Below are 14,227 nucleotides of genomic sequence, written 5' to 3'. Positions count from 1 at the left end.
GACCGGCCCATAACTTCCCACAAAGCTTTATCAAATTACTCCCACTTGACCGGCTAATCCTAATGGCCCTTTCGCTATTGTTTTTTGTTTGCGGTTTACCAAAGCCCAAAGAAAAACCACAGCGCAGCCGCTTGGCCACCTGTGGTTTTCCTGTATTTCTGCCCCTACCTAAAAAGGAAGGGGGAATTGACTAAGCCTTATGAGCCAAAGGCATGATAGACTGGACGCCGATTAATCCAGGGCAGCTCTTCTTCCAGTTCATACGCTAGATGCAAAAGCGTCGCCTCGTTTCCAAATCCCGCGCTAAACATCGCACCAATGGGCATACCAGCCTTTGACATGGAAAGCGGCAGTGATATGGACGGTAGACCCGTTGCATTATGAAAGGGCGTGTAGCCAGTCCAGTAGGTTACGGCATCCATCAGAGCATCCATATCTGCACGGCGTGGGCTAAAGCTGCCTGTCTTCTCCGCAACATTGGCCGTAACCGGGGTCAGCGACACATCATACTTTGAATGAAATGCATTTGCCTGTCTTTCCAGTTTCTGGAAATAAGCCAGAGCTTTATCAATATCAACTGAAGGGTCGTAAACTGTACCAACAAGACCAGACAAATGCAGGGACCAGTTCTCAAAATCGCCTTCACCGGATGGACGACCCTGTGCTTTCTGCGCACGCTGATCTGAACTGTACGGCAGCATGGACCAAAGCATCAGAAAATGATGCCAAAACTCTTCACCATTGACATCAAACCGCTCCATGGAGACTTCGTGACCAAGGCTTTCCAATTTGCGGGCAACCAGTAACGTTGCTGCTTCCACTTCCGCATCAGGCTTGCTGTCTGCGCGGACACCTTTGATCGCCAATGCCACTTTCAGACGTTTTGACGATGGTCCACTGATCATACCAATAGGCGGCAAAGCCGAATTATTATGCTGCTCTGTCATCTGCAGAACAGCCGCCGTATCACGAACAGTACGTGATACGCAGCCAGTGTTCGTCAGTATATTGTCTTTGGATTTTGGTTTTTCGCGACCACGGGAATGCTTCAAACCCACCAGGCCACACGCGGATGCAGGCAACCGGATTGAACCGCCGCCATCACTGGCAGTTGCCAGCGGCACTAGACCAGCCGCAACCGCAGCCGCAGCCCCACCAGATGAGCCAGAGGAGCTGCGACCCAGATCCCACGGATTATTGCATGGGCCATAGAGAGAGGACTCTGTACTTGGCAAGGCACCAAACTCCGGGGAATTGGACTGACCGATAAAGATTGCGCCGCTTTTATCAAAATCAACTGTAACCGGATCCGATTTGTCCGCGACAACATCTCTGAAATATCGGCTGGCCTTTGTCGCGGGCTGGCCTTCTTTGCTATTCAGGCACTTAAGCAGGTATGGCACACCGGCAAATGGGCCGTCTGTTGGCTTGGATTTTTTCGCAAGTTCCCGCCCCAGATTAAAAGCCGGCTCCACGACGGCATTAAACAAACCATTATGCCGTTCAATCCGGCTGATTGATGCTTCTACCAGTTCCGCAGCAGACACCTGGCCTGACTTGAACAACTGCGCCTGACCAACTGCATCCAGATCAGCAAAATCATCTGATGCTGTGTTGGGGACACTTTTCGCTGCTGCGGCAGGTGCAGTCGCCTCTGCAGCCACACCAATATTGCCCGCGGCCAACGCCGTTGCACCAAAGGCCCCTAAAAATTGTCTACGATCCATCTTTTCCTCCCCCCAATCCAAAAAAGGGTTTCAATGTTACCGTGACCAAAATCCCAGTCCCGGCATTGCAATTTTGAAAATAAAAGGAGGGGAAGCCCCCTCCTTAAAACAATGTCTTACAGCCTAGAAACGGTATTCCAGGGTTACACCGTATGTACGGGGCGCCTGATACTGCGCATTAAGCGTGCCGAAAAAGTCCCGGTTGTAAGCGTTTATCTTTGACGAACCCAGCAGGTTCCGCGCCCATAAGGACACTGACCAGCCCTGCACCTCGTTCGATAGCATCAGATTACTGTTGATCAGATTCTGCGATCCAACCTTGCCCCAGGTGAATACATGGCCTGTAGCAGATGGATACGTACTGATGTTATCGATCGTAGAATATTGCGAGCTCTGATACGTCCAGTCAGCATGGAAAGCCAGGCTGAGATCACTGTCACCAAGCGTGTCGTAATAGTCGACACCAACAACAGATTCGAAATCAGGCGCAGATAGCTTGTTACCTGATGCATCACCGCCGCCAGCAGCACCGCCTGGGAAGGATACATATTTACCGTCCAGAATGCCTACCGCACCAGACACTGTCAGTTTCTCAGTTGCCATATACCGCAACTCCAACTCACCGCCAGTCGTCTTCACTTTTGCTGCGTTGGTAATGGTCATGGCCGTACGGCCTTCACCCAGGTCCTGGAACTGATTAACCTGATAGTCATTATAGGTCGTGCGGAATACTGATAATGCTACATTCAGGCGCCGATCAAGCGCTGCGCCCTTAAGTCCCAATTCCCAGTTTTTAACGGTCTCTTTATCGAACTTGATTGCATCAACCATTGTCCGGCCAGCGGCCAGGAAATTATCAAACGTACTCTGGTTCACATAGTCCAGATTATAGCCGCCTGATTTATACCCTTCGGCATAACGTGCATACGCAACCATGCGGTCAGTAACATCGTATGTCAGGGTCAGCGTTGGTGCGAAATCTTTAAACTTCTGATCATCTTCGATATCTGCTACGCCGATCATAAAGGCGTTGGAGGCCGAACCATCCAGTTCCCAATCGACGTCCTTAGTCTCATCCGAATAGCGGAAACCAACACCAAGTTCCAAGCGTTCTGTCAGATCATAGGTAATATTACCAAAGATCGCGAAACTTTCGGTGGTAACATCACCGATACTGGAAAGCCGGTCATCCGGGAAATATGCAGGCGCTGCATCACCGGGCACTGTATAGCGCTCTGTCGAGCCGTCCTGATGATAATAATACAGGCCAGCAAGAAACTCCAAGCGTTCCCCTTGCGGTGAAATCAACTGCAGCTCTTCGGTGAACTGATCATAGTTGTCTGTATAGTCCACATACAACAGCTCATAGGGTGCATAAGTCGCAGAGAAAACCTGATTAAAGTCTGTCTCACGGTACGATGTGATCGACCGGACCGCATAGCCACTGTCCATCGTATAGGTAACATCTCCCGCCATACCAAGAATCTCGCGGTCCTCGGTCGGCACCTGCCAGTAATCAACTACATACGGCTCAGCACCAGTAGGAACAGGTGTCGTTCCAAATGGGTCAGAGATTGGCTCACCGAACAAGGGGTTTTCATTCACATCCAACCCATCGATAGAGAAATTCATGTTCAGGTTCGCGGTTGGATCCACGCGAAGTGCGGCCCGCCATGAGAAACGGTCACGGTTCGCCATTTCGGTACCATTGACGGAGTCAGCGTTCAGATTCTTTACAAATCCGTCTTGGTCGCTTTTACTAGCGGACACTTTCAAGGCTGCAATATCGCCCAAAGGTACGTTGATCATACCTGACAGAACCCGCGTATCATAATTACCAAGTCTGACACGGGCCTTGCCCTCAAACTCATCACCTGGCTTTTTAGTAATCAGGTTCACTGCGCCAGCAACGGTATTTTTACCAAACAGCGCGCCTTGCGGACCTTTTAGAACCTCTACCTGTTCCAGATCCACCAATTCCTGATTAAGCGCCGGTGATTGCCCCAGATACACGCCGTCAATATAGACGCCAACACGAGTATCAAATCCGATATTTCGACTGGTACTACCAACACCGCGAATAGACACAACGCTATTCAGGCCGTTTTGACCCTTTATCGTTACGTTAGGAATCAGGTTTGAAATTTCATCCAGTGACCGCGCGTTTACATTTTCGATCATGTCTGAATTAACCGCAGACACGGATGTTGGAACATCTACAAGGCGTTCCACCCTTTTCGTTGCAGATACGACAATTTCCTCGAGCGCATAACCACCGGAAGAATCAGCTTCCTGTGCAGCAACACCGCCTGAAATCGCAATGAGTGAAACACAACCCATCAACGCTTTGTATCCCATAAAGCCCTCCAATATTTGAGTAATTGCTTTAATATCTCGAGGCCACTGCATATTGTCAAGTTATTTTAGTAATTGCTTACACTCAGGTATTAACAATTGATTCCATTTCTATTTCAGAGAATAATGACTTTCTGTTCTGAAAGTTTCCCAAGGAATATCAGTGTCTAATGTCTGAACTATCTGCCAAAGTTACCCCTACCCGTAAATCGGGCTTCGAGACCAAACGCAAAATAATGGACGCTGCGTTCCGTTTCATGGAAACAAAAGGCCTGATGAGCATGACGACCAATCATATTGCTCGCGATGCAGGGGTTAATGTGGCGTCGCTTTACCGATTCTTTGAAAACAAAGAAGCCATAATTGTTGCAATTATGGAGGAGTATTTTGCCGATATTGAAAGCAGGCTGGAGCATTATTTCCTTAACGGGCGAGAGACCAATCCCATGTGGGAAAATTCAAATGCCTATTTAGATGAATCAGCAACGCGGCACTATGATAATCCGTCCTATCGCTACAATATCATGCTGGCAATTCAGACCATTCCCGCGATGAAGGAACACTCAGCAAATCATCAGCGGCGATGCATAGATATACTGACCCGTTCAGCAGTTACCCGCTACAGCAATTCAGCAGAAGAAATGGATGTTATTTTTCAGTATGTCTTCCTGACTGCGGTTAGCACCCTAAGTCACGCAACCAACCTGCCAGAACCGATCAAGACTGAAATGCACACACTGATGAAATCCACGATCAAGCATGTATTTCAAACCCGGCTGACAGAGCGCACCTGATAGCGTAGATCAGGAAAAGGCGGCATACCGTCAGCCTGCCCAGTTCATCCGGGACTATTGCCCCAATTCGCCACCACGCTTTTCAGCAGCTTTTATCGCAGCCGCCATAAGGTCTTTCAGCGCATCCTCTTCCATCAATATTGCGAGCGCTGCTGCTGTTGTGCCTCCAGGGCTGGTGACACGTCGCCGCAACTCCCCGGCATCGGTATCTGGCTGCGCTTCCATCAGTCGCCCTGCGCCGATAACTGTCTGCCGCGCTAGCGCCATAGCTGCGTCGGAGGGCAGGCCTAATGCCTCTCCCGCAGCCGCCATGCATTCAACCATATGGAACACATAGGCCGGTCCGCTGCCTGACACTGCGGTTACTTTATCAATGTCGGCCTCTGCCTCTACCCACACTGTTTTCCCGGTCGCAGCCATCAATGCTTCCGTAAGCGTTCTGGATGCACCGTCAACTGCATCCACAGCATACAAACCCGAAATACCAGCCCCAACAGCGGCAGGTGTGTTGGGCATCACACGGACAATCTTTGGCGCATGGGGGAATGCTTGCTGGAAGCGTGCCACACGAACACCTGCAGCCACAGAAATCACAAGACTGCCCGCATCAACACAGGATGCAAGCGGCGGCAGTGCCACATCCATGATCTGGGGTTTCGTTGCAAGGATTAATGCCTGCGCCTTTATCCCGCTCGGTAAATCATCTGCGCTTGTATGATAGTTATCATCTGGAACACCTGGCAAAAGCCCTGAAGTGACACCGGGATCAACGACAAAAAGCGCCTCTGGCCGAAGCCCTGCCTGCAGCCACCCTTCCGCCATTGCGCGGCCCATATTACCGCAACCAACAAGGATCAAGGGAGCGTGTGAATGGAATGTATCCAGCATAAATTCTCTCGTACCGTATGACTAAAAACAGAAAGGGCAGAGCATAGCCCTACCCCTTCCTTGCGACAAGCCCCTGATCACTGCCAACCCGACAGGGGCCACCCATAGCTCCCTTAAGCCTGAGATCTACTGCGCATAATTATGCTGTCCCCATGCATTCAAGCATGGCAGACTCAATCGCTTCTTCTGGTGATTGCCCACCCCACATTACAAATTGGAATACCGGGAAAAAGCGCTCGCATTCCCCCATCGCAGTTTCCACAACAGTAGCCATATGATCTTCGCCGAATGCACCTGTCATTGGGTCGTTTGCCAAACTGGCATGCCGGAATAAAATAGCGTTATCATCGGCCCAAAACTCAAAATGACCGATCCACATTCTTTCATTGATCAGACCGATAACGCGGTAAATTTCATCCCGCTTGCCTTCAGGTACCTTGATATCGAACAGGCACGCAAACTGCAGCGTTTTAAAATCATCACGCCAAAAAACCCGAAACTGAAGATCAGCATAGTGCCCTGACAAAAACATCGTCAGTTCATCTTCATTATGACGTTCGTAAGCCCAGTCATTGGCGCCTGCCAATTCCTGCGCCATGTCCACCGGATGCGGCGTTGTGTATGCGGAAAGCCCTGTGCTTAGAGTCGTCATCCCATTTCCCCCTGGAAATCGCGGCAACCTTGCCCTGCCGCCTGACTTGCCAATCGCAGGAGATACTTTCCCCAGCGCCAGAAAACACATTTTCTAGCTAGTACGTCAGCAATAAAACACTATATGTAGGGTGCCAAAGCGAATGCATTCTGGCAAGCACGAATTTACCAACACCGAAGATTTCCTGTGGAAAACTATTTCAGCGAATCGTTTTAGAATCGTGATTAAGCGAGTCGAAACAGTCGCTTATTCTGAACGTTTAAGGTGTGCGATTTTTTGAATATTTTTTGGAAAAAATTCTTTTAAAAAAACTAGTCTGCCAGTTTCTTTTTCAGAATTTCCAGTTCGGCGCGTAGGTCTTCATTCTCGGACCGGGCTTTTTCAGCCATGTCACGGACGATTTCAAACTCCTCGCGGCTGACAAGATCCATGCCCGCAAGTTGCCGATCAAGCCACGCCCGGAAACTGTCTTCCATTTCACCACGAACACTATGCACTGCACCTGCAGCACTGGTTGCCAGTTTCGCCAGATCATCAATAAACTTGTTATTGGTTTGCATGCTTGCATCCTTCCAGGTGTCATTATCCTTCAGACAGTCAGTGTTGATATGGGACATTGTCCCATAAAATGCAATGGCTTTCCCCGTTGATGTTCGAAATAGCGCCGACATGACTTGACAGATAGCTACCGACCATCAAGATTGTCGCAGTTTGACCACCCGTTGAAAGGCTATATCTATGCTTGCTGCTGTCAGCGCTTCCGTACTGGCGTACCCTGAGATTGACCCGGTTCTCTTTGAACTTGGACCAATTGTGATCCGCTGGTACTCGCTTGCCTATATTGCTGGCCTGATGTTTGGGTGGTGGTATATCAGACGACTGGTATCCAAACCCGGCGCAGTTATGTCGACAGACCATGTGGATGACTTTCTGACATGGGCAGCGATCGGCACCATTTTGGGTGGCCGACTTGGATATGTTCTCTTTTATAACTTGTCAGCCTATCTCGAGGACCCAATTTCTATCCTACGTCTGTGGGATGGGGGCATGAGCTTTCACGGCGGGGCGGCCGGTGTTGTGATAGCCGTTATTCTTTTCGCCAAAAGGAAAAAGCTTGATCTGATGCGGTTTGCAGATGTGATCGCAATCGTCGCGCCCGTTGGCCTTTTCACCGGCAGGCTCGCTAACTTCATTAACGGTGAGCTTTGGGGTCGGACCACAGATGCATCTTGGGCGATGGTGTTCCCCACTGACCCAAGTGGGCTGCCCAGACACCCCAGCCAGCTATATGAAGCTATTGGCGAAGGTCTTTTATTGTTTCTGCTGCTGCAGTTCCTCTATCACAAGACCAATCTGGCGAAAGAGCGACCCGGCTTTATCGCAGGTGTCTTCTTCCTTGGATACGGTCTGGTTCGTTTTCTTGTTGAATTTGTGCGGGAGCCTGATGCCCATATCGGGTTGGTCGAAGGGATTTCCAGAGGACAGATGCTTTCTATCCCGACACTGATTTTCGCACTGTGGCTGGTTGGGCAATCTTTTTACCAAAATAAACCAAACAAATAATAGCAACAACAGCAAGCGAACCAAGTTGTGACCGCACTTAAAGATATCTTCCTTGACCGCATTCGTGCAACCGGCCCTATCCCGCTTGCTGATTATATGGCCGAATGTCTGATGCATCCAAAGCATGGATATTACACACGAGAGCGCGTCTTTGGTGCAGAAGGGGATTTTATCACGGCCCCGGATGTTAGCCAGATGTTCGGCGAAATGCTTGGCCTTTGGTGCGCGGATAGATGGATGGCCCTGGGTAGCCCCGCCTCGTTTCAGCTTGTTGAACTGGGCCCCGGGCGCGGGACGCTAATGGCAGATATTCTGCGGGCAGGCAAACAGGTGCAGGGCTTTACCGAAGCAGCATCAGTAAATTTTGTCGAAGCGTCACCACAACTACGGGACATGCAGCGCAAAAAAGTACCACATGCAGCGTGGCACGATAATCTTGCAGCCCTGGACCCCCTGCCCACACTTTTTGTTGCAAATGAATTTTTTGATGCCTTGCCTATTCACCAGTTTGAAAAGACCAAAGATGGGTGGCGACAACGTGCCATTACCGCAGACAACAACAATGATCTGCAGTGGTGCCTGATGCCCGCATCCTCCATGGCAGCACTTATTCCTTCGTCGTTGCAACAGTGCCCGGAAGGTGATGTGGTGGAAGTATGCCCGGCTGCTTTATCATTCACCGGGCAGATAGCCCGCCATATTGTCGGTCACGGCGGGGCTGCCCTTTTCATTGACTATGGGTACAGCACATCAAAGCCCGGAGATAGCTTCCAGGCGCTCAGGCAACACAACTATACCGATCCGCTTTTGGAGCCCGGCAAAGCTGACTTGACGGCCCATGTTGCCTTTGACCAACTACAATATGCCGGCAAAGAGGCAGGAGCCGCGACATTTGGCCCTGCGACACAGGGGCAATTCTTAATGGCACTTGGTCTTGGGCTGCGGGCACAGGCGCTTGCAAAGGGCAAAGACCTGGAAACACAAGCGACCCTACTGTCAGAGCTTAAGCGACTAACCGCACCAGAGGAAATGGGCGAACTATTTAAAGTTATTGCGCTTCAGAACAAAGACATACCCGCGCCACCTGCGCTGTAAACACTGGCGCATATACGTGCGGCAAAGCCTGAAATACAAAAGTGACGCATCCTCAAAGAGAATGCGCCACAATTTACCGGAACCGGGCGAATAGGGGAAGCATTAAAGCAAAGTTCGGCCCCGGATAGCATCAGATTTGGCGTTCTGATATCCTGAGTATGCACACAACTTGAAGAAGAAACCTTGACACGTGTCAAGGAATTGAAATTTTGTTCAAAAAGATACCGTTTTTCTATAAGCAGGTTTATGGTGTCAGGATGTTTTATGAGGAGCTTAGACTATGACCCATTCCATTCCCCCATTTCATCTTGCTGTACCAGTGAACGATCTTGATGCAGCCCGTTCTTTCTACGGGGGGCTCCTGGGATGCCCGGAAGGTCGTTCAAGCGAAAAGTGGATTGATTTTGACTTTTTCGGTCACCAGTTTGTGACGCACCTTGGCACACCGCTGACAGACCCGGATCATAACGGTGTGGACGGCGATAATGTCCCCAGCTTTCACTACGGAGCAGTGTTGAACTGGGATGACTGGCATGTGCTTTCAGAAAAGCTGATCAAAGCCGATGTGGATTTCATCATCAAACCTAAAATCAGGTTCCAGGGCAAGGTTGGAGAACAGGCGACTATGTTCTTCCGCGACCCCGCAGGTAATGCGATCGAGATAAAAAGCTTTAAAGACATGTCACAGCTTTTTGCAAAATAATCGTTGATATACCTAATGGTCCATTTTTTGGACCATAGGTTATTTCCGCTAGACGGCACTGGTTGCCTTCTGATAATGCTTAGTTGTATCGGAGGGCTTCATACACATGAAATGGCAAAACCTGTCAGACGAAAGATGTTCTATCGCACGGGCGCTTGCGGTCATTGGTGATCGCTGGACCCTGCTTATTCTGCGGGAATGTTTTGCGGGGACCATGCGTTTTGACGACTTTAAATCATCGCTTGGCATATCCCGGACAATGCTATCTGACAGACTAGGCAAACTGGTGGACAGTGGGGTTCTCACCAAAGTTAGCTATCAGGAAAAACCGACACGCTATGAATATGCCCTGACGGACAAGGGCATGGCGCTGTTCCCCGTGATGATGACCATCACAGGATGGGGGGACGCCTACTGTTTTGAAGAAGAAGGCACACCGAAAATTACCCGGCATTCAACATGCGGGCATGCAGTGGTGCCGAAGGTCGTCTGCAGTAGTTGCGGCGGCAATGTAACCCCGCACAATACCTCGGTGGAAGCGCCGAAAAAGCGGGATGTTCTTACAAATCAGGAGTTGCCGGATATCCCTGACTTCCTGCGGACCGGTATTCTTAATACCCAGTCAACTCGCCTGAACCAGTTGAAATCACGTTTCCGGAAGAAGTGAATCAGCCTCGCCTTCATTTGCAGACAGGACATCACTGACATCATCGCCGTCATAATCATTGCGTCGGAACTTCAACACAACGGTCGGCAGAATACTCAGCTCCAATTCAATATGGGTAAAATGAAACCGCTTGAAGTTAAGCTTGCGTCTTGCCTCTGTGGTTTTGAACAGGGAATTCACCACCGTATATGTCAGGGTTTTATTCTGCGTTTGAATTTCGTCCAGCAGGGCTTGCTGCTCCTCTGGCTCCAGCAATTCATTCAAAACCAAGTGTGCGACCACTTTTGGTGACAGGCCCAGCCCAACTTCTATTTCAATGACCTCAAAGCCCGCTTGTTCAATATAGGGGGAGATTTCATTAAAATGCTCAGCCGTTTTGGTCAGGGTGTCACCGCCCAGACCTTTCAGGCCACCCACCGCAGCAGACGCAGCTTCACCTGCACTGGCACCCCACTTGTGATCAGGCCTTCGACCAAGCAAGGCCTGACGCATTTCTTCAAAAATTTCAGGCAGGTTTTTCGCCATCTTATCCCCCTACTATCAGCCCTTATTCAACCGGCTCTGTAAAATAAGTGGTGGGAAACGGTTCATTTTCAAGGGTGAAATGCCACCACTCTGCACTGTACGGTTTAAAACCGTGACGCATCATCACCGACCGCAGTAACAAGCGGTTCCCGCGCGCGTCCGCAGGAATATCCGGATTTTCACCGTGTGACAGCACATCAAAGAAATCGAACGGGGTCCCCATTTCGAGAAGAGTATAGCCGCCGTTTTTGTCTGTTTTCCCGATGGACAGGTCAATGGTACTTGCCCGGCTATGACCTGATTTGGCAGCGATATACCCTTCTTCAAATAATTTGGATTTGGGGACATTTGGATAGTAGGCAGTCTTCATTTTAGTGTCATCCAGATCCGCCGCCCAGCGCACAAAATGATCAACGGCAAGCTGTGGCCGATACCCATCGAACACCACCAGCGTCATCCCGAAAGCTTCCAGTTCCTTCTGTACATATGCGAGCTGCTGTGCTGCACGGCGGGTCAACAGGCATTTCGGTGCCAGATAGCCATCAATCTGCTCGCCTATGAAATTCTCATTCCCGAAGTAGCGCGCCTCGCACACAAGCCCGGGAATAACCTGCCCAAGGTCGACCAGTTCTGCATCTGGCACAGCCTCCGTTTCCGCCATAGTTGCAGAACCAGCCATCATTAAAACCCCAACAACCCCTATCAAATGTTTCAGCCGCATATTTTCTATCCCTTGTTGCCTGAATCACTATTTAACCATAAGATAACATAGAGACATTGGAGAAAATTATCATGATATATTATGGTGTTATTGGTGGCCTAATCCTTCTGGCCGTGTTTGTCATATCAATCTACAACAAACTTGTTGTGCTTCGGACACGTACAGAAGAGGCTTGGTCTGATATCGATGTCCAGATGAAACGGCGCTACGACCTGATCCCGAATCTTATTGAAACGGTCAAGGGATATGCATCCCACGAAAAAGAAACGCTGGAAAATGTTATCGCAGCCCGCAACACCGCCAGCAAATCCACAGGCACCCCGGGAGAGCAATCCGGCGCAGAAAATATCCTGTCCGGCGCACTAAGACAGCTTTTCGCCGTATCCGAGGCGTACCCGGAGTTGAAAGCCAACACCAACTTCCAACAATTGCAGACCGACCTTTCTGAGATCGAAGATCATATCCAAAAGTCTCGCCGCTATTTTAACGGCAGTGTGCGGGATTTGAACACTATGGTCGAAAGCTTCCCGTCCAATCTGATTGCCGGGCAATTTGGCTTTCATAAATCCGAGTATTTTGAGCTGGACGAGGCAGAAGCTGGTGCCGTGAAAACCGCCCCTAAAGTTACCTTTAATTAATAGAGATATATCTGTGCGTATTCGGTTTTCTATCCTTGCCCTGATCACCTTGATCTCGGCAGTCGCCTTCCCTGCTACTGCACGCGAAGAGATCAGAGAATTTATCAGTGATATTGTTGTATTGCCGACAGGCGAGCTGCAAATCACGGAGACCATTCGGGTTAACGCAGAAGGAGCCGAGATCAGACACGGCATCTTCCGGGACTTCCCAACCGAATATACCGACAGAAACGGCAACCGTATCAAAATGGGTTTTACAGTCCAGTCTGTCCAAAAGGATAACAGTGATGTTAACTGGACCCAGGAATCCATCGGTAACGGTGAACGTATTAGAATTGGAAGCGCCAATATCATCTTACCCCGCGGGGAACACACATACACGATTTCCTACACCACCAGCTGGCAGGTTACACATTTCGATACAGTCGACGAACTATACTGGAATGTGACCGGCAATGGCTGGGCATTCCCGATACTGAAAGCACGTGCGGTTATTGAGCTGCCCAGTGGAGCAACCATCTCCCGCACGACAGCCTATACCGGGCGGTCCGGGTCCAGGGACGGGGCATATCAGTCCGACATGATCAGTGACAACATTGTCCGGTTTGATACAACGAGCCCCCTTGGCACCTATGAAGGCCTGACAATTGTTGTTGAATGGCCAGCCGGTTTTGTAGACAGGCCTACGGCACTGGACAAAACCAATCGCCTGTTTCTGGATAATCTTAATCTTTTGGCTGGCTCCATTGGACTGTTTTTTACCACGCTGTATTTTTTCATGGCATGGAACAAGCTTGGGCGTGATCCGAAAAAAGGCACCATTATTGCCCAGTATGAGCCGCCCGAGGGACTGTCCCCTGCTGCGTGCCGCTATATTCTGAAAATGCGCTATGACAGCAAGGCGCTGACAGGCGCCATTGTCAGTGCTGCACAAAAAGGCTTTCTTGTCATTGATCAGATAGGCGACGAAATTACATTGACGGTCAAAGACCGGACAGTGCCACTGGCGCGGGGTGAAAAAGCGCTCTTTGATAAGCTGCTGCCCGGCACCCAGTCATCCATCACCTTGAAAGACAAATATTCCAAAGATGTTGCAGCAGCACAGACAGCCTTCCGAAAAGCAATCCTAAAGGAAAAGTCTGATTATTTCGTTGGCAACTGGACCGCATACCTTATTGGTGCTGGTCTTGGTATGCTGACCATTACTTCGACATTTATTGCGGCTGACTCGCTCGCTGAAGGTATTCCGATGCTGTTTGCCCTTACTGCCCTGGGCATTGTTCTGACCCGGATGGTTAAAAGTTTTCGCCTGACTGACGGAAGCTTAAAGGCCAGACACCTCCTTACCCTTGTTCTTTTTATCATGTGGGGCAGTAGTTTCTTCTCTGGCAGTCTGGCGGATTATGGCCTTGGCGCTATCATTATTCTGGGCGCTACAATGGCTGTTATGACGCTGTTTGTTTTCCTGATGCCGGCCCCCACACAGTTTGGCCGTAAAATCATGGACCATATCGAAGGCTTCAAACTGTATCTGAAAGTTGCAGAAGAAGACCGGCTAAACTTCCATACACCACCGGAGAAAACGCCGGAACTATATGAGAAATATCTGCCGTATGCGATTGCGCTTGAGCTGGAAAATGAATGGGGCGCCCAGTTCCATAACATTCTGGAGGACACTGCGGCAGCACAGGGCAAATCGTCCTACAGTCCTGCTTGGTATCACGGTAGTTCCAGTTTCTCCAGCCGATCAGTCGGACAGTCTATTGGGTCGTCCATGTCCACAATCGTTGCAGCGGCAGCAACACCGCCTTCCTCTTCTGGCAGCTCCGGTTTCTCTGGCGGCTCCGGAGGCGGCGGTGGCGGTGGAGGCGGTGGTGGCTGGTAGGCCGTTGCCCCCAT

The 14,227-nt window shown here is 50.0% G+C and carries 14 protein-coding genes; 7 read left to right on the top strand and 7 right to left on the bottom strand.

The features are described from left to right. Window positions 1-197: 197 nt before the first annotated feature. Both IE181_RS05940 and IE181_RS05935 read right to left on the bottom strand, forming a co-directional pair. Window positions 198-1,727, bottom strand: coding sequence for an amidase family protein (locus IE181_RS05940; RefSeq protein WP_191250801.1), 1,530 nt, complete (start codon window positions 1,725-1,727; stop codon window positions 198-200). A gap of 123 nt (window positions 1,728-1,850) precedes the next feature. After that, window positions 1,851-4,085, bottom strand: coding sequence for a TonB-dependent receptor (locus tag IE181_RS05935; protein ID WP_191250799.1), 2,235 nt, complete (start codon window positions 4,083-4,085; stop codon window positions 1,851-1,853). Between the two features lie 167 nt (window positions 4,086-4,252). Between IE181_RS05935 and IE181_RS05930 the strand changes: the two genes are divergently transcribed. Continuing rightward, the gene (locus IE181_RS05930; RefSeq protein WP_191250797.1) at window positions 4,253-4,876 is read left to right on the top strand and encodes a TetR/AcrR family transcriptional regulator; all 624 of its coding nucleotides are present in this window, start codon (window positions 4,253-4,255) and stop codon (window positions 4,874-4,876) included. Between the two features lie 54 nt (window positions 4,877-4,930). Here IE181_RS05930 and proC read toward each other — a convergent pair whose 3' ends face one another. The 3 genes from proC to IE181_RS05915 form a co-directional block, all read right to left on the bottom strand. Next, window positions 4,931-5,764, bottom strand: a complete 834-nt coding sequence (gene proC, locus IE181_RS05925) for a pyrroline-5-carboxylate reductase (RefSeq protein WP_191250795.1) — start codon at window positions 5,762-5,764, stop codon at window positions 4,931-4,933. Between the two features lie 139 nt (window positions 5,765-5,903). Then, complete coding sequence (locus IE181_RS05920) at window positions 5,904-6,416, bottom strand: type III secretion system chaperone family protein (RefSeq protein WP_191250793.1); 513 nt, start codon at window positions 6,414-6,416, stop codon at window positions 5,904-5,906. Window positions 6,417-6,727: 311 nt separating this feature from the next. After that, complete coding sequence (locus IE181_RS05915; protein ID WP_191250791.1) at window positions 6,728-6,976, bottom strand: accessory factor UbiK family protein; 249 nt, start codon at window positions 6,974-6,976, stop codon at window positions 6,728-6,730. A gap of 178 nt (window positions 6,977-7,154) precedes the next feature. On the opposite strand from IE181_RS05915, the gene lgt reads away from it, so the two are divergent. The 4 genes from lgt (at window position 7,155) to IE181_RS05895 (ending at window position 10,444) form a co-directional block, all read left to right on the top strand. Continuing rightward, window positions 7,155-7,979 (top strand): prolipoprotein diacylglyceryl transferase, encoded by an 825-nt coding sequence (gene lgt, locus IE181_RS05910; protein ID WP_191250789.1) that lies wholly within the window; start codon window positions 7,155-7,157, stop codon window positions 7,977-7,979. 27 nt (window positions 7,980-8,006) lie between these two features. Then, window positions 8,007-9,074, top strand: coding sequence for a class I SAM-dependent methyltransferase (locus IE181_RS05905; RefSeq protein WP_191250787.1), 1,068 nt, complete (start codon window positions 8,007-8,009; stop codon window positions 9,072-9,074). Between the two features lie 280 nt (window positions 9,075-9,354). After that, window positions 9,355-9,777: a VOC family protein gene (locus tag IE181_RS05900; RefSeq protein WP_191250785.1), complete on the top strand. Its 423-nt coding sequence runs from the start codon at window positions 9,355-9,357 to the stop codon at window positions 9,775-9,777. Window positions 9,778-9,883: 106 nt separating this feature from the next. Further along, entirely contained in the window at window positions 9,884-10,444 is a 561-nt protein-coding gene (locus IE181_RS05895) for a winged helix-turn-helix transcriptional regulator (protein ID WP_191250783.1), read from the top strand. Here the strand turns inward: IE181_RS05895 and IE181_RS05890 are convergent. Together IE181_RS05890 and IE181_RS05885 are read right to left on the bottom strand one after the other, a co-directional pair. Then, on the bottom strand, window positions 10,424-10,969 hold the full coding sequence (locus tag IE181_RS05890) for a hypothetical protein (RefSeq protein ID WP_191250781.1): 546 nt from the start codon (window positions 10,967-10,969) through the stop codon (window positions 10,424-10,426). The genes IE181_RS05895 and IE181_RS05890 overlap by 21 nt on opposite strands. A 22-nt stretch (window positions 10,970-10,991) precedes the next feature. After that, window positions 10,992-11,690, bottom strand: coding sequence for a M15 family metallopeptidase (locus IE181_RS05885; protein WP_191250778.1), 699 nt, complete (start codon window positions 11,688-11,690; stop codon window positions 10,992-10,994). A 71-nt stretch (window positions 11,691-11,761) separates the two neighbouring features. Between IE181_RS05885 and IE181_RS05880 the strand changes: the two genes are divergently transcribed. Both IE181_RS05880 and IE181_RS05875 read left to right on the top strand, forming a co-directional pair. Beyond that, entirely contained in the window at window positions 11,762-12,328 is a 567-nt protein-coding gene (locus tag IE181_RS05880) for a LemA family protein (protein ID WP_191250777.1), read from the top strand. Between the two features lie 13 nt (window positions 12,329-12,341). Further along, window positions 12,342-14,213, top strand: coding sequence for a DUF2207 domain-containing protein (locus IE181_RS05875; protein ID WP_191250775.1), 1,872 nt, complete (start codon window positions 12,342-12,344; stop codon window positions 14,211-14,213). Window positions 14,214-14,227: the final 14 nt, after the last annotated feature.

It is taken from the genome of Kordiimonas sediminis, assembly GCF_014656395.1.
Lineage (GTDB): Bacteria > Pseudomonadota > Alphaproteobacteria > Sphingomonadales > Kordiimonadaceae > Kordiimonas_A > Kordiimonas_A sediminis.
Note: the sequence above shows the minus strand (reverse complement) of the source record. Positions and strands in the feature narration are given on the sequence as shown.